Here is a 21,116-nt window from a genome sequence, read left to right on the forward strand (position 1 = left end):
CCCGACCGCCAGCAGCAGCAGGAGCAGCGGCACAGGATCAGACCACCCGCTCGACCATCATCTTCTTGATCTCGGCAATCGCCTTCGCCGGGTTCAGCCCCTTGGGGCAGGTCTTGGCGCAGTTCATGATCGTGTGGCAGCGGTACAGCTTGAACGGGTCCTCCAGCTGATCCAGCCGCTCGCCCGTGGCTTCATCGCGCGAGTCGATGATCCAGCGATAGGCGTGCAGCAAAGCCGCCGGCCCCAGATACCGGTCACTGTTCCACCAGTACGACGGGCAGGACGTCGAACACGACGCGCACATCACGCATTCATAAAGCCCGTCCAGCTTCTGACGATCCTCGATCGACTGCCGCCACTCCTTGGCCGGGCGGTTGGTCTTCGTCTCCAGCCAGGGCATGATCGACGCATGCTGGGCATAGAAGTGCGTCAGGTCCGGGATCAGGTCCTTGATCACCGCCATATGCGGCAAGGGGTAGATGCGGACATCGCCCTTGATCTCGTCCAGGCCATAGATGCAGGCCAGAGTGTTGATCCCGTCGATGTTCATCGCGCAGGACCCGCAGATGCCTTCCCGGCAGGACCGGCGGAAGGTCAGCGTGGGATCGATCTCGGTCTTGATCTTGATCAGCGCGTCCAGAACCATGGGCCCGCAGGTATCCATGTCGACGAAATAGGTGTCGACCCGCGGGTTTTCCCCGTCATCGGGCGACCAGCGGTAGATCTGGAACTTCCGCACGTTCCGGCCTTCCGGCTTCGGCCAGGTCTTGCCGGTCCGGACCTTCGAATTCTTGGGGAGCGAGAACTGAACCATGTCTCAGCCTTTCCTGGTCTTCTTTGCAGCCTTCAGAGCCGCAGGTTTCGTCAATTCGTACAGCGTCTCGCCGCGCATCAGGGCATAGGTCGAAACATCGGGCTCAACCGATACGAATTCGTAAAGCGCGAACCCCGCCGCGCGCATGTGATCCTTCAGGTCCCGCCCGAAATAGCGGCTGTGGTCCTTCTGGCCGAAATGCAGCACCCGGTCCCGCGCGGTGGTAACCTCGGGGTTCACATAGGTCTTCTCCCAGGCCTCGATCACCGGGGTCGTCACCAGCAGCCGCCCGCCGGGCCGCAGCACCCGGAAGCATTCCGCCAGCGCCTTGTGATGGTCGACATGCTCCAGGATCTGATGCGCGACGATCAGGTCGAAACTCGCATCCGCAAGGTCCAGCGCCTCGATGTTCAGCTTGCGGTCGACCTTCGTCCGCATGAAATCCGCCGTGACATAGGTCCCCGCCATCCCGCGCAGCAATGGCTCGAACATCGGCTCGGGCGCGAAGTGCAGGACCGACATCGCGGGCCCGATCCCACCCCGCCGGTCGATCCACAGCTTGAACAGGCGATGCCGTTCCCGCGACCGGCAGAGCGGACAAAGCCCGTCCAGACGTGGAGGCTCTCCCACCGGGGCAAACTCGCCCACATAGCCGCAGACCGGGCAGGTCCGGGTGAACCCCGTCACCATCATCGCCTCGAACTCGCGCAGCCGCCGCGCGCGGATCCGCTGCAGCGCGCCCTTGGCAAAGCGCACGGCCCTCGGGTCCGGCGTGGGGATCACGTCCTTGGCCATCAGCGCCAGTCCGGTCGCATGTACAGCGGTCGGCTTGGCGGCTCGCCCGCCTTCTGCATCACGCAGGACTCATAGACCGCCGCCGGGTCGCGCCCCAACAGGAAATCGGAACTTACGTTCAACTCCAGCCCGGCCGAAGTCCGCCCGCCTGACCCCGCGCCGACCGTGATCTCGCCCCTTGGCTGCTTGGCCAGCCGCGCGCGCTCAAAGCACTGCTGCTCGGCCTGCGCCAGCGTCATCGGCCCGCAACCGGCAAGCCCCAGCAGAACCGCCAGCACCATGACACTCCGCATCACGCGCTCCTCGCCACAACCGGGGTCTCGGGCTGCATCGTCCCCAGCGGCACCAGTTCGCGCTTGCCCATCGGACCCCGGCCCGGGGTGAAATCCTCCAGCACCTGCAAGCCGTTCGACCTGACGCGCGAGGCGCGCAGATGCACCGGACGCACCCGTTCATCGCGCAGCGCGTATTTCAGGAACCGCTCAGCATGCATCCGCTTGCCCCGCGCGCAGTATTCGCCCATCCGTTCCGCCCGCCGCCCATAGGCCGCAATCGCCGTGTCCCCCTTGGCAAGCGCAAAGCGGTCGTTGTGGCCAAACCACTGCGCCCAGTCCGGCACCAGCACAAACGACCGATGCGCCCGTCCCAGGAAATCCAGCTGTTCGGCCATGCTGTCATGGTACAGAAGGTCCGGCCGCGCGAAGATCACGACATGCGGCTGAAAGCCCTCGGCCAGTAAGGTCGCGCGGCGCAACGAATGCAGCTGATGCACCAGGTTGCGGAAACTGGCGAAATCGTCCTGCCAGATATCGCCCAGCGCCTGCATCTCGGCGATCGGATACTGCTCCAGGCACAGGCCCGGCTCTTCCAGCTCCACCCTGTCCAGGTTCAAAAGCCGGTACTCCTCGGGGTCGAGCGTCCCCTCCTCGCCCGACCGGGCATTGCTGATCGCGGTCTGGGTGAAGAAGTGGCCGAACAGCCTGACCTCCTTTGCAATCGCCCGCGCCGGGTCGATCAGGTTTTCGGTGATCGCGGGCAACGTCAGCCGCAGCGCCCGGGTGATGCCGAAGAAGACAACCGCGACCCGCAGGTCCGGCTTGATCCGCCCCTTCACCCCCGCCTGCCCTGGCCCCGCTGTCGCCATGCCGCTGTCAGCCACCCGCCACGGGCGGCACGCCGTTTGCCGCGAAACAGGCCTGCGCCGCCGGGCGCAGCGCGATCTCGCGGATCGTCGCCTTGGTCCGGGTCCCGGCCTCGACCCCCACATCCCGGGCCAGTTGCTCCAGCTCATACTGGCTTGCCGTGTCCAGGATGCACTTCGTGGCCAGCCGCGCCGGTTCCGCCGGCAGGTCGATGCTGACCACCGGGAACACCACCGAATGCGCCGTCCGCTTCAGCGCGGAATCGACCAGTTCGGCAGGGTCACAGGCGGCCAACACAAGACAGGATGCAAAGGCAAGGGCCACGACGCGCATCAGAACTTCCTTTCTGCCGGCGCGATCTTAGACAATGCGATCCCGCCCTGGGCTTCGGTCGTCAGAGGGTCCGTGTGCACCGCCCGGTAGTCAAGCGTGACCTTGTCGCCCTCCACCCAGGCCAGCGAATGTTTGCGCCAGTTGGCATCATCGCGCTGCGGGTGGTCCTCATGCGCATGGGCCCCCCGGCTTTCGGTCCGGGCATGCGCCCCGTAGATCGTCGCCAGCGCATTCGGCATCAGGTTGGTCAGTTCCAGCGTCTCCATCAGGTCGCTGTTCCAGACGAGGGAGCGGTCCGTCACGTGCAGGTCATCCATCTTGCCCGCGATGACCGTCATCTTCTTCTCACCCGCGGCGAGGGTCTCCTCGGCCCGGAACACCGCCGCATCGGCCTGCATGGTCTTCTGCATCTCCAGCCGCAGCTCCGCCGTCGGCACCGTGCCCTTGGCGTGACGCAACCCGTCGAACCGGCCCAGCGCCTTGTCGACCTCGGCCTTGTTCGTGGCGGGAACCGAGGCACCCCGGTCCACCACCTGCCCCGCCCGGATCGCCGCCGCGCGCCCGAACACCACCAGATCGATCAAGGAGTTCGACCCCAGCCGGTTCGCCCCGTGAACGCTGGCACACCCCGCCTCGCCCACCGCCATCAGGCCCGGGAAAATCGCGTCCGGGTCGTCCTTCGTCGGGTTCAGCACCTCGCCCCAATAGTTCGTGGGAATGCCACCCATGTTGTAGTGGACGGTCGGCAGCACCGGGATCGGCTCCTTGTGCAGATCCACGCCCGCAAAGATGCGCGCCGATTCCGTGATCCCCGGCAGCCGCAATTCCAGCGACTCGCGCGGCAGGTGCGACAGGTTCAGGTGGATATGGTCGCCATTCGCCCCCACGCCCCGGCCTTCGCGAATTTCAATCGTCATGCAGCGGCTGACATAGTCGCGCGGCGCCAGGTCCTTGTAGTGCGGCGCATACCGCTCCATGAACCGCTCACCCGCGCTGTTGGTCAGATACCCGCCCTCCCCGCGCGCGCCTTCGGTGATCAGACAGCCCGAGCCATAGATCCCCGTCGGGTGGAACTGCACGAACTCCATATCCTGCAGCGGGAGACCAGCCCGCGCCACCATCCCCCCGCCGTCCCCGGTGCAAGTATGCGCCGAAGTGGCCGAGAAGTACGCCCGCCCGTAACCGCCGGTCGCCAGAACCACCATCTTCGCGTTGAAGACATGGATCGTGCCGTCATCCAGCTTCCACGCGACGACCCCCGTGCAGGCCCCGTCCGTGATGATCAGGTCCAGCGCGAAGTATTCGATGTAGAACTCAGCGTTGTTTTTCAGGCTCTGCCCATACAGCGTATGCAGGATCGCATGCCCCGTCCGGTCCGCCGCCGCGCAGGTCCGCTGGACCGGCGGGCCGTTGCCGAACTCCGTCGTGTGCCCGCCAAAGGGCCGCTGGTAGATCTTGCCCTCTTCGGTGCGGCTGAAGGGCACTCCGTAATGCTCCAGCTCGTAAACCGCCTTGGGGGCTTCCCGCGCCAGGTATTCCATCGCGTCGGTGTCACCCAGCCAGTCCGACCCCTTCACAGTGTCGTACATGTGCCATTGCCAGTGGTCCGGCCCCATGTTGCCCAAGGACGCCGCAATCCCCCCCTGTGCGGCCACGGTATGCGACCGCGTCGGGAACACCTTCGTCACACAGGCCGTCCGCAACCCCTGCTCGGCCATCCCCAAGGTCGCGCGCAGACCGGCCCCGCCGGCCCCCACCACGACCACGTCATATTCATGCGTCTCATACGGATAGGCAGTCATCATCAGGTCCTTCACAGCGCCGTGCGGGCCAGGGCGAACAGCCCCGTCGCGGCGATCACCCAGGCCAGCGAGATCACGAAGATGACCAGCATCTTCCGCGCCGTGCCCCTTGCGTAATCCTCGATCATCGTGGTCGCGCCCATCGCGAAATGACGCATCCCCACCACCAGCACCAGCGCGGTCAGGATCGCCGGGAACGGGCTTGCGAAGGTCTCCAGCACCACATCACGGCTTTGGCCAAGAGCCTTGCCGAACACGTACAGCCAGACCGGCACCAGGAAGGCGAGTCCCACGGCCGAAACCGTCATCGACCAGTGGTGCTCGGTCCCGGCATGACCGGCGCCCTTGCCTTCGGCACGCTTGCGGGGGGTCAGATAGCGCATGGCGTCCTCACTGAACCAGAAGAATTGTGATCACAGTCAGCACGACCGAGCCGATGATGCAGGCCCAGCCCAGCTTTTCCGCTGTCGGAATGTCCAGACCACGGCCCGCGTCGTAGACCAGATGCCGCAGTCCGGCGAGGTAGTGGTACCACACCGCCCAAAGCGAGCCGGTAAACACCAGATCGCCGAACCAGCTTGTCGCCACCGCATTCGCCACCTCGAAATAGGCGTCCGATGTGGCCGCCGCCAACAGCCACCAGACCCCCAGCACCACACCCGCGACCAGCGCATGGCCGGTGATCCGTGTCAGGATCGAGGTCAGCATCGGCACTTGCCAGCGATAGATCTGCAAGTGGGGCGAAAGGGGCCGCTCTACCCGCTTTATGTCTGCCATGATCGGTCCTCACGTCTGGCGGCGCGGGAGCTTCGGACCTGCGCCAGGCTGTCGTTCGCTTTCCTGCATAGCGCGGATTTCGCGCGTGTCACGCGGGGAATGCCGCAACTGCAACATGTTGTCGCTATCAGGCGCGGATTTCTTCAGTTTGTGATCACGATTTTTCGGCGCGTGATCACAGGCTGGCACCACAAGCGACTCAGCGTGGCACCAGTGCCCAATAGTCCAGGTCCAGCAGCACTTCGGGCAGATACTTGCCGTCGGCGCCCCGCAACTCTCCGGCCTTGCCCCGCGTCGCCACCAGCCGCAGCCGCAAAGCCCCCACGGACGGAACCGAGGTCTCTGCCCGGTCCAGCACCTCGGACCAGGCGCGCACCGTGTCGCCCGCGAAACAGGGATTCACATGGGCACCCGCGTTCAGCGCCACGATCATCTGAGCGTTCGCCAATCCGTTGAACGACAGCGCCCGCGCCAGCGAGATCACATGCCCGCCATAGATCAGCCGCTTGCCGTCCTCGCGTTGCGTGACATCGAAATGCACCTTGGCCGTGTTCTGCCACAGCCGCGTCGCCAGCATGTGCTCGGCCTCCTCGACCGTCACCGCGTCGACATGGTCGATCACCTCGCCCACCGCATAGTCACCCCAGCGATGCGGCTCCCCCGCCAGCCCGAAGTCATAGCCCGAAAAGTCCAGCCCCTGCGGCACCACCAGCGCCCCCGGGTCCACCACCGTGGCCAGCTCCGGCACTGCAACCGGCACCACAACCTCCCGCCGCCGCTTCCGCACCATCACCCAACGGACATATTCCAGCACCACATTCCCACGCTGGTTGATCCCGCGGGTCCGAACCCAGACAACCCCCGTCGCACCACTGGAGGTCTCCTTCAGCCCGATCACCTCGCTCTCAGACCGCAGCGTGTCCCCCGGCCACACGGGCAAAAGCCAGCGCCCCTCGGCATACCCCAAGTTCGCCACCGCGTTCAGCGAAATGTCCGGCACTGTCTTCCCGAAAACCGTATGAAACGCCACCAGATCATCCAGCGGACTGGCCTTCAGACCCACCGACCGCGCAAATTCATCCGAGGAATACAAGGCCCCCCGCGCCGGATAGAGCGCATGGTAGAGCGCCCGCTCGCCATGACCCACGGTCCGGGGCACCGCATGCCGGATCACCTCGCCCAAGGTGTAATCCTCGAAGAACCGCCCCGGATTCGTCTTCATTGCTCGCCCAGCTTCACATCCGGGTGGTATTCCCCCGGGGCCTCCTTCACCACCGCCTGCCCGCAGCGCATCACGCCATTGGCCGCGTCGAAAGCGTACGTAGGCGAGCCATGCAACTCCCACCCCTTGTTCAGCGCGGCCGTCACCTTGTGACAGAAGGCCGAGGTGTCATCCGCGCTCAAGAACCGGTACAGCTTCATCTTCCCTCAAGTCCCAGCCTTCGCCAAACTCCAGACAATTCGACTAAAATTGTCTTTCTCTTCTCCAAATATCCCACGGGGTGCGTCCAGTGATGCGCCATTGGTTCAAGCACCACTGGACGCGGGGGGGTGTGAAACCCCCCAAGCGACCTCAGCCCCAGGGCGGCACCCCCAGCCAGTTGTGCACCAGCATCATCACCACCAGCACGACGACGGCCCCCACCGCGGCGCCGATCTCCTTGCCCACAGGCGCAGGCGCAGGGGCCGCAGGGCGCGGCTCGGCGCGGTTGATCAGGATCACCTCCACCACCGCCCAGGCCAGCAGCCCGCCGAACAGGATGACGCTGGCCAGATCGCCGTTCACCAGAAGATGCGCCACCGCCCAGGTCTTCACCGCCGTCAGCTGCGGATGCCGGATCACGCCCGTGATCCGCGTCTTCATGCCGGACGCCGCGTACAGGTAGACCGCGAACAGCATCAGCAGGTTGTTCACATGGGTCAGGAAGGCCGGCGGATACCATAGGTCGATCTGCTCGACCCCGCGATAGCCCATCACCATCAGCACGGCACCCGCCAGCACGCCGACGGTAACCAGCCCCTTGCCGGCATTCCCCATCGATGCCCGTGATCCCGGAGCCAGCCGCTTCCACAGATGCGCCGCCCACCACAGCGCCAGTCCCAGAACAATCAACGTCATCGAAGGCCTCCTGCCGGTTCACCGGGCGCAACCCTGCCCCTAAACCGCCCTCACTGCAATCGACTGGGCTGCAATCGCCTCGGCCTTCCCGATCAGCGCCTTTGCCGTCGCGACATGCAGGTTCTCGACGATCTTTCCATCGACGACCGCCACCCCCTGCCCGCGCATCCGCGCCTCGGTGTAGGCGGCGATCTGGCGGCGGGCCAGCGCCACATCCTCCTCGCTTGGCGCAAAAACCTCGTTCGCCACCTCCAGCTGCGCCGGATGGATCAGCGTCTTGCCATCAAAGCCCATGTCGCGGCCCTGCTCGCATTCCGCCCGCAGACCCGCCTCGTCCTTGAAGGCGTTGAACACGCCATCGACGATCACCTTCCCCTCCGCCCGCGCCGCCAGCACGCAGGTGCCAAGCCCCGCCATCAGCGGCAACCGGTCCGCGCGGTGCCGCGCGCCTAGCTCCTTCATCAGGTCATTCGTCCCCATCACCATCCCCTCCAGCCGGGGATGCGCCGCGATCTCGCCTGCGTTCAGGCAGCCCTTTGCCGTCTCCAGCATCGCCCACAGCGGCGCGCGCACCTCGGCCGCCACCTGGTCCAGGTCTGCGCCCGAGTTCACCTTCGGCACCAGCACCGCATCCACCCCCGGATGGTCGGCGAAGGCCGCCAGGTCGCCCGCGACCCAGTCGGTCCCCAGGCCATTCACCCGCACGATCCGCGCCCGCGGCCCATAGCCCGTCTCGGCCAGGACCTGGGCCAGCAGCTCCCGCGCCCGGACCTTCTCCTCGGGGGCAACCGCATCCTCCAGATCGAAGATGATCGCATCCGCCGGAAGCTCCCGCGCCTTCTCCAGCGCCCGCTCGCGCGAGGCCGGGATGTACAGGACTGACCGGTAGGGACGGGGCCTGTTCATTTTCATCGACTCACCTCCGCGCAATATTCTTGCGCTTGAAAGCACGGATCGGACACAAACGGCAAGCCCATTTTCGCCGCGTTGCAGCAAAATCGTTCCACACCTCTTACATTCCGCCCAGGGCTCCCTATCTCCACGCGCCTTGGAGATTGCGATGCCCCGACCAAAACCCTTCATCCGGCTTTTCTTCGGCCTTTTCGGCTGGGGCGCGCTCATCGCTCTCGCCCTGACCGGCATGGGGGTCGCCCTCGCCGTCAGCGCTGGCGAAAAGGCCGCGCATTTGCGTGATGAGGGCGCCACAGCCGATGCTGTCGTCGTGGCCCTGACCGAAACGCATCGCCGCTCCACCCGCCGCAGCCATAGCCACAGCTACCAGGTGACCTACCGCTTTCAGGTGGACAGCGGCACCTATACTGCAACCGCCGCACTTCCGCGCGATCGGTTCAAGGCCCTTTCCGAAGGCGACCATATCCCCGTCCACTACTGGACCCGCGACCCCGCCCAGTCCGAGATCGTTTTCGGCGAGACCGAAAGCGACAGCCTTACGGGCAAGGTCATGGCAGCTATCGCCTCGGGCGCGGCTGTTGTCCTCGGGGGCCTTGCCTGGCGCAAGGCGACCGAGGCCCAATGGCTGGCCCGCCATGGCCAACGCAGCAGCGCCACGATCACCGGCCATACCCGGACCACGGTAAAGGTCAACGGCGCTCCGCTTTGGCGCGCCGAATGGAGGGCGGCCGACGGCATGACAGGCACCTCGGCGCGCATGTTCTCGGCCGCCCTGCCCAACGTCGGAACCACCGTGACCGTTGTCACCGACCCCGAAGGCCGCAGACCGGGCCGCCTGCAATCCGAAATCTGCAGCTGATCCACGCCCGCCCCGTTAACCATCTGTCAGCCCTTCTTCGGCACCCTCTTCTGCGTACCCGACCGCCAGAAAGGCCCGCTCATGTCCCAGCAGATGTTCGCCCTCTCCTTCGGATTTGCCGTCCTTCTTTCCGCCACCCAGGTCGCCCACAGCGCCCCGCAATGCGACAGCCGCGAGGCGGTGACCACCCTCCTCGCCGACCGCTACGGTGAAACCCGCCGCTCGGTCGGCATCGCCGGCCAGTCCGCGGTGATGGAGCTTTATGCCTCCGACGAAACCGGCACCTGGTCGATCACCATGACCATGCCCGACGGTCTGATGTGCCTGATGGCCTCGGGCTCGAACTACGAGGCGGTGACCGAGGAACTGCCCGCCAAGGGTGACCCGGCCTGAGGGTGGCAGCGCTTGCAGGCCCGGAAGCCCGCCGCCTGACACTCCGCCACTGAACCGCGGAACTCCACGTTCCGTCGCAACGGCGTCCGCGCCGGGCAGGTCATCCGGCAGAAGATCCTTGTGGTCTTCACACAGACGAAAACCCCGGGATATCGCCCGTCCCGCGCTGCGAGGCTTTCATAGAGCGCATCCGCATCCCTCAGCATCGACCGACCTCCGCAAACCTGGTGCACCGCTGTCCACCCCGCGTCCCCTCTCCCCACCGGGGGGAGGGCTAGGGAGGGGGGCACCTGGCCAGAACCCTGGCACATCCGCGCGCAAAGATCACCCAGCCGGTCGCCGAACCCGCAGGATCCGGGTCAGATCAGCCCCCGTGCCCCGTCCCAGATCAGCTTCAAGGAAATCAGCAGCAAGGCCCAGGTCACCAGCTGAAAGAATAGCCGTTCCGGCATCCGCTTCACCAGCCGCACCCCGGCGAAGACCGCCACTGCCGCAGGCAGCGACAACACCGCCGCCAACTTCAGGTTGCCCGTATTCAGCTGCCCCAGCGCATAGTAGGGCACCAGCTTCACCGCATTGATGATCGCAAAGGCAATGGTCGAGGTCCCGGCAAACACCGCTTTCGTAAGACCCAGCGGCATCGTGTAGACCTGATAGGGCGGCGCGCCCGCGTGGCTTACAAAGCTCGTGAACCCCGTGACCGCCCCCCAGAACAGGCCCGGCGCGACCTGAGGCACCTTCGGCTCGGCCACCACGGGCTTCCGCAGGATCAGGTTCAGCGCGAAGGCCAGACCGATCACCCCCACCAACAGCGTCACCGCATCCTCGGACACAACCGTCGCTGTCGCCCAGCCGACCCCGATCCCGACCACCGCCCCCGGTACCAGGATCGCCAGCACCCGCCGGTCGAAGGCATGCCGGTAAGCATACAGCCCGAAGACATCCGACACGACATAGACCGGCAACAGCATCCCCGCCGCCACCACCGGGTTCATCACCAGCGCCAGGATCGGCACCCCCAGCATGCCCACGATCGGCACGCCGCCCTTGCCCATCCCCACCAGCGTCGCCGCAGCAACTGCCGCCACCCAGAACCAGAGATCCATCCTGCCCCTCCGTGTCGCGTTACCGCTAACCCCTATTCGGCCCGCCCGAAAGGTCAAATTTTTCGCATACAATGGTATACCAAAGCCCTGGCAAGGCTGGACAGACGCGCCATAAGCCGCTACCCAAACCGCGATTCACCCGAACCAGGAGGCTCCCATGGCCAGACCCAAGATCGCCCTCATCGGCGCCGGTCAGATCGGCGGCACGCTTGCGCATCTTCTCGCGCTCAAGGAACTGGGCGACGTCGTCCTGTTCGACATCGCCGAGGGCACCCCGCAGGGCAAGGCCTTGGACCTCGCCCAGTCCGGCCCTGTGGAAGGCTTCGACGCCTCGCTCCGCGGCACCAACTCCTACGAGGACCTGAAGGGCGCCGATGTCTGCATCGTCACCGCCGGTGTCCCCCGCAAACCGGGGATGAGCCGCGACGACCTCCTTGGCATCAACCTCAAGGTCATGAAGTCCGTGGGCGAAGGCATCAAGGCCAACTGCCCGAACGCCTTCGTCATCTGCATCACCAACCCGCTGGACGCGATGGTCTGGGCGCTGCGCGAGTTTTCGGGCCTGCCGCACAACAAGGTCATCGGCATGGCCGGTGTGCTGGACTCGGCCCGCTTCCGCCACTTCCTGTCGCTTGAGTTCAACGTCTCGATGAAGGACGTCACCGCCTTCGTCCTTGGCGGCCACGGCGACACGATGGTGCCTTCCGTCCGCTACTCGACCGTCGGCGGCATCCCGCTTCCGGACCTCGTGGCGATGGGCTGGACCACGCAAGAGAAACTCGACGCCATCGTCCAGCGCACCCGCGATGGCGGGGCCGAGATCGTGGGCCTCCTGAAGACCGGCTCGGCCTTCTACGCCCCCGCTGCGAGCGCGGTGGAAATGGCCGAAGCCTACCTCAAGGACCAGAAACGCCTCCTGCCCTGCGCCGCCCACGTCAAGGGCGCTTACGGGCTCGACGGCATCTACGTCGGCGTCCCGGTCATCATCGGCGCGGGCGGGGTCGAACGCGTGGTCGAGGTGAAACTTGACGCCGCCGAGAAAGCCATGCTCGACAAGTCGATCGACGCCGTGAAGGGCCTCGTCGCCGCCTGCAAGGGCATCGACCCGTCGCTTGCCTAGGTCAGGAAACCCTCACCTGCAGACCTGTTGAATGCGCGCCTCCGGGCGCGCATTATGCTTCTGAACGTTGTTCACGCTGTCCTCAGGAGCATCCCATGCGCCGTCTCGCCGTCTCCCTTCTCGCCCTCACCCTCGCTTCGCCCGTCGCCGCCCAGACCCTGTCGCAAGAAATCGGCGCAAACGGCATCGCTCCGACCCTCGCCCGCCTCAAGGCCCAACCCGAACCCGCGCTCGAGGACCTCTTCGCCACCGGCGGCCTTCACTTCCTGTCCGCCGTCGAACGCGCGCTGCAGACGCAGTGGCGCACCGGGGCGGATCAGGTCACCGGCAACGCTGGAGACTCCCTGGGTCTGCCGTTCCTGCGCCTGCCCGTGCCGCCGAACCCCGCGCCCGAACCCTTCACCGGCGCGGTCATCACCCAGCTTTTCACCGACATCGACGCGGACATGTCGGCTGCCCGCACCGCCCTTGCCACCCTGCCGGAAGGTGAAGACTTCGGCCTCGAACTCACCTTCTCCGACCTCTGGTTCGACGTGAACCTGAACGGCAGCCGCGAGCCGGAAGAGGACGCGATGACGATCCTCGGACCCCAGCTTCTGGGCTGGCAATGGCAGGACCGCGACCCCGCCGCCCCGCCCCTGACCGTCCGTTTCGACGCCGCCGATGCCGCCTGGCTTGCGGCCTACACCCATGTGATGTCGGGCGTCTCCAACACGATCCTCGCCTATGACCCCGCCGCCAGCATCGACCGCGTGCTTGCCACCCGCGCCGCCTTCGGCCTGACACCCCCGCCCGAATACCCGTCCTACTTCGACTTCGAAACCTTCGCCGATGCCTTCGCCATGCTCGAGGGCGCAGTGAACCAGGAACCCGATGCCGCCCGCGCCAAGGCCGCGAAAGACCATTTCCTGGCGATGATCGCGGAAAACCGCCGCTTCTGGGCCGCCGTCAAGGCCGAGACCGACAATGATCGCGAATGGATCCCGAACGACAGCCAGACCTCGGCACTCGGAATCGTGCTGCCCCCCGGCACCGGCGACACCTGGCTTGGCGTCCTTGCCGATGGCGAGGCGCTGTTGCAGGGCCGCCTCCTGATCCCCTACTGGCGCGGTGAGGCTGGTCAGGGCCTGAACCTCGGCCGCATGTTCGACGAACCTGCACCCATCTCGATCACCGGCTGGATCCAGGGCTGGTCCGCCGTGCCCTACCTCGAGAAGGGCCCCGTCATCGACAGCACCAGCTTCCGCCAGTTCGAGGCGCTGATGGGCGGCAATGCCGGGCTGATGATGGTGTTCCTGAACTGACCGCCGGTCACGTCACCTGCTGAACCCTGGGGGCAGGTCCAGCCACCTGCCCCTCAGACCCTCTGACCCCGCAAGAGCAGCGTCCCCGCCACCAGCGCCACCGCCAGTTCCGCCACCATCGCCGCAATGATCCCGCTCACCGGCCAGCCCGAGGCCACCACCGAATAGACCCGCGCCGTGCCATAGGCCCCGAAGTACAGCGCCGCCACCCACAGCGCCTCGCGCCGCCAGCCCGCCCGCCAGACCGCCAGAAGCAGGAAGGCCCCCACCACCTGCAGCACCGCCCCCTCGGCCCGCAGCTCGCTCAACAGGCTCGGGTCCTGCGGCAGGCTCACCCCGGTGCTTGCATAGAACCAGCCGGTGGCAAAGGTGATCGACACCCCGATTGCCAGGCTGACTATCCCCGCCGCCATCAGCGTCACTCGGCCAATCTGATCCATATCTGCGTCCTTTCCTGCGATGACGGGTTGCGCTCGGCGCCCCGACTTGACACAATGTCAAGCAGCCCTTTCCTACGGATCACTTGACACCGTGTCAACAGACTCTTCCTCGACCCGTGACCGCATCCTCGACGCCTCGCTTGCGCTCCTTACAAGCGAAGGCGGGCTCGTCCGCATGGGCGATGTCGCCCGCGCCGCCGGGATCAGCCGCCAGGCGCTCTACCTTCATTTCCGCACCCGGACCGAGCTTCTGGTCGCCACAACCCTGCATCTGGACCGCCTGAAGGACCGTGACGGCCGCCTCGCCCCGGTCCGCGCCGCGCCTACGGGGGAAGAGCGTCTCCGCCTCTGGGTCCGCGCCTGGGCCGCCTATATCCCGGAAATCCACGGCCTCGCTCGGGCGCTCATGAACCAGGCGATCCACGACCCCGAGGCCGCCGCCGCCTGGTCCGAGCGGATGGTGGACGTGCGCCAGGGTTGCCGCGCCGCGGTGACGATGCTCGCCGCCGAGGGCCGCCTGGCCGCGCCCCTCACCCCCGACCAGGCCACGGACCTCCTCTGGACGCTTCTGTCGATCCGCAACTGGGAGGCGCTCTGCCTTGACCGCGGCTGGAGCCAGGCCGACTACGCCACCCACATCGAGGCCATCGCGACCCGCATCCTGCTGTCGTAGGGTGCGCTACAGCGCACCGTAACCGTAGGTCGGGCTTCAGCCCGACTCCCGAACATCAGCCGCTCTGCCCAGGTTCCGAAAGGTTAACACCACCCTAACAGAAAATCCCAACCCGTTGAAATCGCTCACCTCCGAGCGTTTGTCCACCGTGGACACTCCCACACCCCCTTGCCCCGCCGCGCCAAATCCGGCATCCCCATTCCAGACCCAAAGCCCCGGAGGGACCCCCATGGACTACTCGAAATCCGGCAACCCCAAGGGCGCCCGCAGCACCCTTCGCGGCCCCGACCATTCCCAGAAGGGCGCGCCCAAGGCAGTGAAGCCCCCGCGTGAGACGCCGGAGCAGCTCCTCGCCCGGATGAAGGCCGCCGCCGCCAAGAAGGAGCCGAAAGCCTGACGAGGCTCCCCTCCCCCTACCTCGCCCCCGGCTTCTATGACGACGCCATCGTCAAGGGCCGCCACCGCGACATCGTCGGCGGCCGCTGGGACGAGACAGGGCGCGTCCAGATGGCCGCCCTCCTTGGCCAGGGGATGACCCCGCAAGACGACCTCCTCGACATCGGCTGCGGCTCCCTCCGGCTCGGCCACAAGGCCGTCCCCTACCTCGACCCCGGCCACTATTGGGGCACCGACGCCTCCCTCGCCCTGATGCGGCACGGACGGCTCACCGAACTCCCCGACCCGACGCGCCTGCCCGAAGATCACCTCGTCGAAGACGCCCATTTCGCCTTCCCCGGCATCCCCGACAGCATTACCCTCGCCATCGCCTTCGGTGTCTTCACCCACCTCCCCCACGCCGACTTGGCCACGGCCCTCCAGAACCTCCGCCGCTTCCCGAACCTCCGCGCGATCCTCTTCACCGTCTTCCTCTCCGACGCCCCCGGCCCCACCCGCCAACCCGACGGAGTCGTCACCCACCCCGACCGCCCGCCCTACCACGTGCCCGAAGCCACGGTCCGCGATACCATCCGAGAAGCCGGCTTCACACCCACCCGCCTCCCCACGCTCCTCCCCCGGGGTCAGGTCCTCTGGTCCGCCACCTGAGGCATTTCCCCACCTTGCGCCGCGCCCCGCGCACCCCCACACTCCCCCGAAATGGAGACCAACATGCGCAGCCTCGCCCTCGCCCTTCTCCTCGCCACCCCCGCAACGGCCGAGACGATCTCCCAGGAAATCGCCCGCACCAGCCTCGCCGCCACCGAAACCCGCCTCGCCGCGATGCCCTCGCCCACCAACGAGGACCTCTTCGCCCTCGCAGGCCTCCGCTTCCTCGGCGGGGTCGAGCAGGCCCTGCAACTCCGCTGGAAGACCGGGGTCAAGGCCGACTGGTCCGAGCTTCCGATCCTCCGCCTGCCCATCCCGGAGAACCCCAACGCCATCCCCTTCCAGGCCGCCGACTTCACCGCGCTGATCCGCAACCTCGACGCCGACATGGAGGCCTCGCGCGCGGCCCTCACCCAACTCGGCGACAAGCCCTTCGCCCTCCCCATCCGCGTCGCCGATCTCTGGTTCGACATCAACGCGAACGGCACCCGCGAGGCTAGTGAAAGCCTTGCCGAAGTCACCGGCATGGCCCTCGGCGGCGGCCGCGGCATGGGCGTCGCCGTGGTAGACCCAGTCATCACCTTCGACACCGCCGACGCCGCCTGGCTCTCCGCCTACACCCATTTCCTCTCCGGCTTCGCCTCCACCGCGCTGGCCTACGACCCGGAACACGCGATCCAGCGCGTCATCGACAGCTCCAAGGAAATCTACGCCCTCTGGGGCACCACACCGCCCAACAACGCGATGGACATGATGTTCGGCCGCCAGGTCGACCGCGCCGCAATGGTCCTCATCGCCCTCTCCAAGACCCCCGACAAGGCACTGGCCCAGGACGCCTACACCCACTTTCTCTCGATGATCGAGGAAAACCGCCGCTTCTGGTCCCTCGTCGCCTTGGAGACGGACAACACCGGCGAATGGGTCCCGAACGACAACCAGGTCTCCGGCCTCGGCCTGATGATGCCCCCCGGCACCGGAGACCGCTGGCAGGCCGTCCTCGCCGACGCCGAAAAGGCGCTGAAGGGCGAGCTTCTCATCCCCCACTGGCGCTTCGGGGCCGAGGCGGGCATCAACCTCAAGAAGGCCTTCGAGAACCCGCCCGCCGTCGACCTCGTCACCTGGATCCAGGGCGAGGGCCTCCTCCCCTACGCCGAGAAAGGCCCGCAAATGTCCGGTCAGGCCTGGCGCGACTTCGAGGATATCGTCCAGGGCGACGCAATGCTGTTTGCGGTGTTCCTGAACTGAGCGTCGCACCAGTTTTCTGCGAAAACTGGACTCCGATTTTTCGCAGAATAATCGTGCCCCCGGCAGCAAGAAGCCTAACGCGAGATGCTAGCGATCACTGTCTCCACCGTCGCCACCAGCTTGTCGGCGATCTCGTCCAGCTCCCCGTCCGTCGCATTGAACGGCGGCGCGAGGATCACTGTATCCCCCGCCGCCCCGTCGACATGCCCGCCCGACGGATAGCAGATCAGCCCCCGCCGCAGCCCTTCCGCCCGGATGCGCCCGTTCACCCCCAGCGCAGCATCGAACGGAGCCTTCGTCTCTGGGTCCGCAACCAGCTCCACCCCGATGAAGTACCCCCGCCCGCGCACATCGCCCACTTGAGGCAAATGCGCCATCCGCGTCCGCAACTCCGCATGCCAGCGCGGCCCCTTGTCCCGGATGCGGGCCAGAAGCTCCTCCTCCGCCACGATCTTCTGCACCGCCACGCCGGCCGCCAGACAGGCCGTGTGCCCGGTATAGGTATGCCCCGTCAGCGGCCCGCCATGCCCCGCCGCCATCACGTCGGCGATTTCCTGAGTGTAGACCGCCGCGCCCAGAGGCAAATACCCCCCCGACAGCGACTTCGCCACCGTGATGATGTCCGCCGTGATCCCGTCCTCCTCGGAGGCCCGCCAGACCCCAGTCCGGCCCGAGCCGCACATCACCTCGTCGCAGATCACCAGCACCCCGTGCCGCCGACAGACCTCGGCCACCGCGCGCCCATAGCCCTTCGGCGCGGGCAACGCGCCCCCAGCCGCGCCCACCACCGGCTCCCAAATGAACCCGGCCACCGTTTCCGGCCCAAGGCGCACAATCTCCGCCTCCAGCTCCGCCGCCAGATGGGCCACCAGCCCCTCCCGCGTCACGCCCTCAGGCAGCCGATAGGCATTCGCCGCGCTTACCCGACCGACCACCGGCAAAGCCCCCGCGAACGCCCGCTGTCGCTCCTCGAAGCCCGACAGCGCCGTTGCCATCAGCGTATTCCCGTGCCAGGACCGCTGCCGCGCGATGAACTTCACCCGCCCCGGCTCGCCCCGGTCATAATGGTACTGCAGGGCAATCTTCACCGCACTTTCCACCGCCTCCGACCCCGAGGTCGTATAGACCATGTCCGCCAGACCCGTGGCCTCGCGCAGCATCTCGCTCAACTCCTCCAGCGGGTCCGAGCTGAACAGATACCGGTAGCCATAGGCCACCTTCTCCATCTGCCGCGCCACCGCCTCGTTCACACGCGGATCGCCATGGCCCACCGAAAACACCGCCGGCCCGCCCGAGCCGTCGATGTACTGTTTCCCCGTCATGTCCCACAGATAGACCCCGCGCCCGTGGCTGATCTTCGGCAGCACATCTTGCGTGATATCATTCGCACTCGGGCGCGGCATGGCAGTCTCCTTCTGTCCGGCCCTAGCCTTCGCAATCCCCCCGAACCTTGTCAATCTGACCACGTTCGGGGTGATTCGCAGGCCGATCTGGCGTTACCGCCACCATGTGATCACACTTTTCCATCATGTGATCACACATTTCCGCCCTGTGATCACAAGCGTCATTTTCCGGGCATTTCCAGCGGATTCCAAGCATTTGCCGTTTGGCCCGGCGTCCAACCCATGCCAAAACGCCCCTGACAAATCCCGGCCGTGAAGGGGCGCCCCATGAACATCCACGAATACCAGGCGAAAGAGCTTCTGCGCAGCTACGGCATCCCGGTCAGCGACGGCCGTGTCGTCCTGAAGGCCGAAGACGCCAAGACCGCCGCCGGGGAGCTTGACGGCCCGCTCTGGGTGGTCAAATCCCAGATCCACGCCGGGGGCCGCGGCAAGGGCAAGTTCAAGGAACCCGAAGCCGGGGAAAAGGGCGGTGTCCGCCTGGCCCGCTCGGTCGGTGAGGCCGCCGAATTCGCCCGCCAGATGCTGGGCCGCACTCTCGTCACCGTCCAGACCGGCCCCGCTGGCAAGCAGGTCAACCGCATCTACATCGAAGACGGCAGCGACATCGACCGCGAATTCTACCTGGCCTTCCTGATCGACCGCGGCACCTCCCGCATCTCCATCGTCGCCTCCACCGAAGGCGGGATGAGCATCGAGGACGTGGCCCACGACACGCCGGAAAAGATCCACACCTTTACCATCGATCCTGCCACCGGCCTGCAGGATTTCCACGGCCGCCGCGTGGCCTTTGCCCTCGGCCTTTCCGGCCAGCAGGTCAAATCCTGCGTCCAGATCGTGAAAAAGCTCTACCAGCTCTTCCTCGACAAGGACATGGACATGCTGGAGATCAACCCCTTCTGCGTCCTCAAGGACGGCTCGCTCCGCCTCCTCGACGCCAAGATGGGCTTCGACGGCAACGCCATCTACCGCCACCCCGACATCGCCGCCCTGCGTGACGAGACCGAGGAAGACCCCAAGGAACTCGCCGCGTCGAAGTTCGACCTGAACTACATCGCCCTGGATGGCGAGATCGGCTGCATGGTCAACGGCGCGGGGTTGGCGATGGCCACGATGGACATCATCAAGCTCTACGGGGCCGAGCCCGCCAATTTCCTCGACGTCGGCGGCGGCGCCACCAAGGAAAAGGTGACCGAGGCCTTCAAGATCATCACCAGTGACCCGAACGTCAAAGGCATCCTCGTCAACATCTTCGGCGGCATCATGCGCTGCGACATCATCGCCGAAGGCGTGATCGCCGCGGTGAAGGAAGTCGGCCTCAAGGTCCCGCTGGTCGTGCGCCTCGAAGGCACCAACGTGGAACTCGGCAAGGACATCATCCGCAAATCCGGCCTGAACGTGATTGCAGCCGATGACCTGAAGGACGGGGCAGAGAAGATCGTGAAGGCGGTGCGGGGATGATCCGCCCACTGTCGCTTGGTGCCATGATTGTGGCCGCGACCCCCGCGATTGCCGAGGATTCGGTCAGCCCCGAGACTTTGGCGATGTTCAAGAAGATTGAGCAAGCCGCCGCAATTGTTGCCTGCCAAATCGGAGCCACCGATCCCGATGCTGCCGATCAGGCGCTCACGGAAGCCGGGTTTGTCAGGTCCGAAGACGAAGGCTCTTGGAACTATGCTTCCGGAAGCCTCACCATAATGATGTGGACCGTTCCGGGTTTCTGCATGGTCGAGGACAGCGAAACCGGCACCGAAGCGATGGCCGCCAACTTCCTGAACTATTTGAGCGCGCCACCGCAGGTCGGCACCGACGCCGACGGCTGCACGACCTATACGCTGGATGATGGCGTCATCGCCACGCTTAACGGCCCCGGCAACGACCCGCAATGCACATCCGACACGGGGGCCGCGCTGCGGTTCTCGCTTCCGAACTGAACACAAGGAGGCCCCGATGGCCGTACTCGTCAACAAGCACACCAAGGTCATCTGCCAGGGCTTCACCGGCTCTCAGGGCACCTTCCACTCCGAACAGGCCATCGCCTACGGGACCAAGATGGTCGGCGGCGTGACCCCCGGCAAGGGCGGGACCGAGCATCTCGGCCTCCCCGTCTTTGACTCGGTCCATGAGGCCGTCGCCAAGACCGGCGCCGATGCGACCGCGATCTACGTCCCCCCGCCCTTCGCCGCCGACTCGATCCTGGAGGCCATCGACGCCGAGGTCCCGCTGATCGTCTGCATCACCGAAGGCATCCCGGTCCTTGACATGATGAAGGTGAAGCGCGCGCTCATCAATTCGAAGTCCCGCCTGATCGGCCCGAACTGCCCCGGCGTCCTGACCCCCGGCGAGTGCAAGATCGGCATCATGCCGGGCTCGATCTTCTCCAAGGGCTCGGTGGGCGTCGTCTCCCGCTCGGGCACCCTCACTTATGAGGCCGTGAAGCAGACCACCGACGTCGGCCTCGGCCAGACCACCGCCGTCGGCATCGGCGGCGACCCGATCAAGGGGACGGAACACATTGACGTCCTGGAAATGTTCCTCGCCGATCCTGCGACCCAGTCGATCATCATGATCGGCGAAATCGGCGGGGCCGCCGAAGAGGAAGCCGCAGAATTCCTGGCGTCGGAAAAGAAGAAGGGCCGCTGGAAGCCCACCGCCGGTTTCATCGCCGGTCGCACCGCCCCTCCCGGCCGCCGCATGGGCCATGCCGGGGCCATCGTGGCCGGCGGCAAGGGCGACGCGGGGTCCAAGATCGAGGCGATGAAGCGCGCCGGGATCGTGGTGGCCGACAGCCCCGCGGGCCTGGGCGAAGCCGTGCTGAAGGCGATCAAGGGGTAG

The 21,116-nt window shown here is 66.2% G+C and carries 27 protein-coding genes; 11 read left to right on the forward strand and 16 right to left on the reverse strand.

What is annotated here, in order from left to right; translation table 11 throughout:
• Positions 1-37: 37 nt before the first annotated feature.
• The 12 genes from AC2EAL_RS07995 to AC2EAL_RS08050 form a co-directional block, all read right to left on the reverse strand.
• Complete coding sequence (locus AC2EAL_RS07995; protein ID WP_484723666.1) at positions 38-814, reverse strand: succinate dehydrogenase iron-sulfur subunit; 777 nt, start codon at positions 812-814, stop codon at positions 38-40.
• 3 nt (positions 815-817) lie between these two features.
• Positions 818-1,609: a methyltransferase domain-containing protein gene (locus AC2EAL_RS08000; protein WP_484723667.1), complete on the reverse strand. Its 792-nt coding sequence runs from the start codon at positions 1,607-1,609 to the stop codon at positions 818-820.
• The gene (locus tag AC2EAL_RS08005) at positions 1,609-1,902 is read right to left on the reverse strand and encodes a hypothetical protein (RefSeq protein WP_484723668.1); all 294 of its coding nucleotides are present in this window, start codon (positions 1,900-1,902) and stop codon (positions 1,609-1,611) included. The genes AC2EAL_RS08000 and AC2EAL_RS08005 overlap by 1 nt, the downstream gene beginning before the upstream one ends.
• Complete coding sequence (locus AC2EAL_RS08010; RefSeq protein ID WP_484723669.1) at positions 1,902-2,768, reverse strand: hypothetical protein; 867 nt, start codon at positions 2,766-2,768, stop codon at positions 1,902-1,904. Before AC2EAL_RS08010 ends, AC2EAL_RS08005 begins: the two co-directional genes overlap by 1 nt.
• Positions 2,761-3,084: a hypothetical protein gene (locus AC2EAL_RS08015; protein WP_484723670.1), complete on the reverse strand. Its 324-nt coding sequence runs from the start codon at positions 3,082-3,084 to the stop codon at positions 2,761-2,763. The genes AC2EAL_RS08010 and AC2EAL_RS08015 overlap by 8 nt, the downstream gene beginning before the upstream one ends.
• On the reverse strand, positions 3,084-4,886 hold the full coding sequence (gene sdhA, locus AC2EAL_RS08020; RefSeq protein ID WP_484723671.1) for a succinate dehydrogenase flavoprotein subunit: 1,803 nt from the start codon (positions 4,884-4,886) through the stop codon (positions 3,084-3,086). Before sdhA ends, AC2EAL_RS08015 begins: the two co-directional genes overlap by 1 nt.
• 11 nt (positions 4,887-4,897) lie before the next feature.
• On the reverse strand, positions 4,898-5,269 hold the full coding sequence (gene sdhD, locus AC2EAL_RS08025; protein ID WP_484723672.1) for a succinate dehydrogenase, hydrophobic membrane anchor protein: 372 nt from the start codon (positions 5,267-5,269) through the stop codon (positions 4,898-4,900).
• Between the two features lie 7 nt (positions 5,270-5,276).
• Entirely contained in the window at positions 5,277-5,663 is a 387-nt protein-coding gene (sdhC, locus tag AC2EAL_RS08030) for a succinate dehydrogenase, cytochrome b556 subunit (RefSeq protein WP_484723673.1), read from the reverse strand.
• A gap of 199 nt (positions 5,664-5,862) precedes the next feature.
• Positions 5,863-6,885 carry a MaoC family dehydratase gene (locus tag AC2EAL_RS08035; RefSeq protein WP_484723674.1) on the reverse strand — a complete coding sequence of 341 codons (1,023 nt, stop codon included), beginning with the start codon at positions 6,883-6,885 and terminating at the stop codon, positions 5,863-5,865.
• On the reverse strand, positions 6,882-7,085 hold the full coding sequence (locus tag AC2EAL_RS08040) for a DUF1737 domain-containing protein (RefSeq protein ID WP_484723675.1): 204 nt from the start codon (positions 7,083-7,085) through the stop codon (positions 6,882-6,884). Before AC2EAL_RS08040 ends, AC2EAL_RS08035 begins: the two co-directional genes overlap by 4 nt.
• A gap of 151 nt (positions 7,086-7,236) precedes the next feature.
• Positions 7,237-7,782 carry an NnrU family protein gene (locus tag AC2EAL_RS08045; protein WP_484723676.1) on the reverse strand — a complete coding sequence of 182 codons (546 nt, stop codon included), beginning with the start codon at positions 7,780-7,782 and terminating at the stop codon, positions 7,237-7,239.
• A 39-nt stretch (positions 7,783-7,821) separates the two neighbouring features.
• Complete coding sequence (locus tag AC2EAL_RS08050; protein WP_484723955.1) at positions 7,822-8,688, reverse strand: HpcH/HpaI aldolase/citrate lyase family protein; 867 nt, start codon at positions 8,686-8,688, stop codon at positions 7,822-7,824.
• A gap of 154 nt (positions 8,689-8,842) precedes the next feature.
• Here AC2EAL_RS08050 and AC2EAL_RS08055 point away from each other — a divergent pair, with 154 nt between their 5' ends.
• Positions 8,843-9,553, forward strand: coding sequence for a DUF3592 domain-containing protein (locus AC2EAL_RS08055; RefSeq protein ID WP_484723677.1), 711 nt, complete (start codon positions 8,843-8,845; stop codon positions 9,551-9,553).
• Between the two features lie 81 nt (positions 9,554-9,634).
• The gene (locus AC2EAL_RS08060; protein WP_484723678.1) at positions 9,635-9,946 is read left to right on the forward strand and encodes a hypothetical protein; all 312 of its coding nucleotides are present in this window, start codon (positions 9,635-9,637) and stop codon (positions 9,944-9,946) included.
• Here AC2EAL_RS08060 and AC2EAL_RS08065 read toward each other — a convergent pair.
• The gene (locus tag AC2EAL_RS08065) at positions 9,898-10,257 is read right to left on the reverse strand and encodes an Ada metal-binding domain-containing protein (protein WP_484723679.1); all 360 of its coding nucleotides are present in this window, start codon (positions 10,255-10,257) and stop codon (positions 9,898-9,900) included. The two genes, AC2EAL_RS08060 and AC2EAL_RS08065, sit on opposite strands and share 49 nt — an antisense overlap.
• Before the next feature lie 48 nt (positions 10,258-10,305).
• Positions 10,306-11,052 (reverse strand): sulfite exporter TauE/SafE family protein, encoded by a 747-nt coding sequence (locus AC2EAL_RS08070; RefSeq protein WP_484723680.1) that lies wholly within the window; start codon positions 11,050-11,052, stop codon positions 10,306-10,308.
• A gap of 157 nt (positions 11,053-11,209) precedes the next feature.
• Between AC2EAL_RS08070 and mdh the strand changes: the two genes are divergently transcribed.
• Both mdh and AC2EAL_RS08080 read left to right on the forward strand, forming a co-directional pair.
• Positions 11,210-12,172, forward strand: coding sequence for a malate dehydrogenase (gene mdh, locus AC2EAL_RS08075; protein WP_484723681.1), 963 nt, complete (start codon positions 11,210-11,212; stop codon positions 12,170-12,172).
• Positions 12,173-12,267: 95 nt separating this feature from the next.
• The gene (locus AC2EAL_RS08080) at positions 12,268-13,476 is read left to right on the forward strand and encodes a hypothetical protein (RefSeq protein WP_484723682.1); all 1,209 of its coding nucleotides are present in this window, start codon (positions 12,268-12,270) and stop codon (positions 13,474-13,476) included.
• Positions 13,477-13,529: 53 nt separating this feature from the next.
• Here the strand turns inward: AC2EAL_RS08080 and AC2EAL_RS08085 are convergent, their stop codons facing one another.
• Positions 13,530-13,916, reverse strand: coding sequence for a DUF4345 domain-containing protein (locus tag AC2EAL_RS08085; protein ID WP_484723683.1), 387 nt, complete (start codon positions 13,914-13,916; stop codon positions 13,530-13,532).
• A 91-nt stretch (positions 13,917-14,007) separates the two neighbouring features.
• Here AC2EAL_RS08085 and AC2EAL_RS08090 point away from each other — a divergent pair, with 91 nt between their 5' ends.
• The 4 genes from AC2EAL_RS08090 (at position 14,008) to AC2EAL_RS08105 (ending at position 16,878) form a co-directional block, all read left to right on the forward strand.
• Entirely contained in the window at positions 14,008-14,589 is a 582-nt protein-coding gene (locus tag AC2EAL_RS08090; protein ID WP_484723684.1) for a TetR/AcrR family transcriptional regulator, read from the forward strand.
• A gap of 229 nt (positions 14,590-14,818) precedes the next feature.
• Positions 14,819-14,986 carry a hypothetical protein gene (locus AC2EAL_RS08095; protein WP_484723685.1) on the forward strand — a complete coding sequence of 56 codons (168 nt, stop codon included), beginning with the start codon at positions 14,819-14,821 and terminating at the stop codon, positions 14,984-14,986.
• A gap of 110 nt (positions 14,987-15,096) precedes the next feature.
• On the forward strand, positions 15,097-15,633 hold the full coding sequence (locus tag AC2EAL_RS08100) for a class I SAM-dependent methyltransferase (protein WP_484723686.1): 537 nt from the start codon (positions 15,097-15,099) through the stop codon (positions 15,631-15,633).
• A gap of 63 nt (positions 15,634-15,696) precedes the next feature.
• Positions 15,697-16,878 (forward strand): hypothetical protein, encoded by a 1,182-nt coding sequence (locus tag AC2EAL_RS08105; protein WP_484723687.1) that lies wholly within the window; start codon positions 15,697-15,699, stop codon positions 16,876-16,878.
• Between the two features lie 74 nt (positions 16,879-16,952).
• Here the strand turns inward: AC2EAL_RS08105 and AC2EAL_RS08110 are convergent, their stop codons facing one another.
• The gene (locus AC2EAL_RS08110; RefSeq protein WP_484723688.1) at positions 16,953-18,281 is read right to left on the reverse strand and encodes an aminotransferase family protein; all 1,329 of its coding nucleotides are present in this window, start codon (positions 18,279-18,281) and stop codon (positions 16,953-16,955) included.
• Between the two features lie 267 nt (positions 18,282-18,548).
• Between AC2EAL_RS08110 and sucC the strand changes: the two genes are divergently transcribed.
• From sucC to sucD, 3 genes are read left to right on the forward strand one after another with little or no spacing between them, the layout of a single operon-like run.
• Complete coding sequence (gene sucC, locus AC2EAL_RS08115; RefSeq protein ID WP_484723689.1) at positions 18,549-19,742, forward strand: ADP-forming succinate--CoA ligase subunit beta; 1,194 nt, start codon at positions 18,549-18,551, stop codon at positions 19,740-19,742.
• A complete protein-coding gene (locus AC2EAL_RS08120; protein ID WP_484723690.1) occupies positions 19,739-20,215 on the forward strand; it encodes a hypothetical protein in 477 nt (158 codons plus the stop codon). Before sucC ends, AC2EAL_RS08120 begins: the two co-directional genes overlap by 4 nt.
• 16 nt (positions 20,216-20,231) lie before the next feature.
• Positions 20,232-21,116, forward strand: coding sequence for a succinate--CoA ligase subunit alpha (gene sucD / locus AC2EAL_RS08125; RefSeq protein ID WP_484723691.1), 885 nt, complete (start codon positions 20,232-20,234; stop codon positions 21,114-21,116).

This window comes from Tabrizicola sp. T74 (assembly GCF_057219935.1).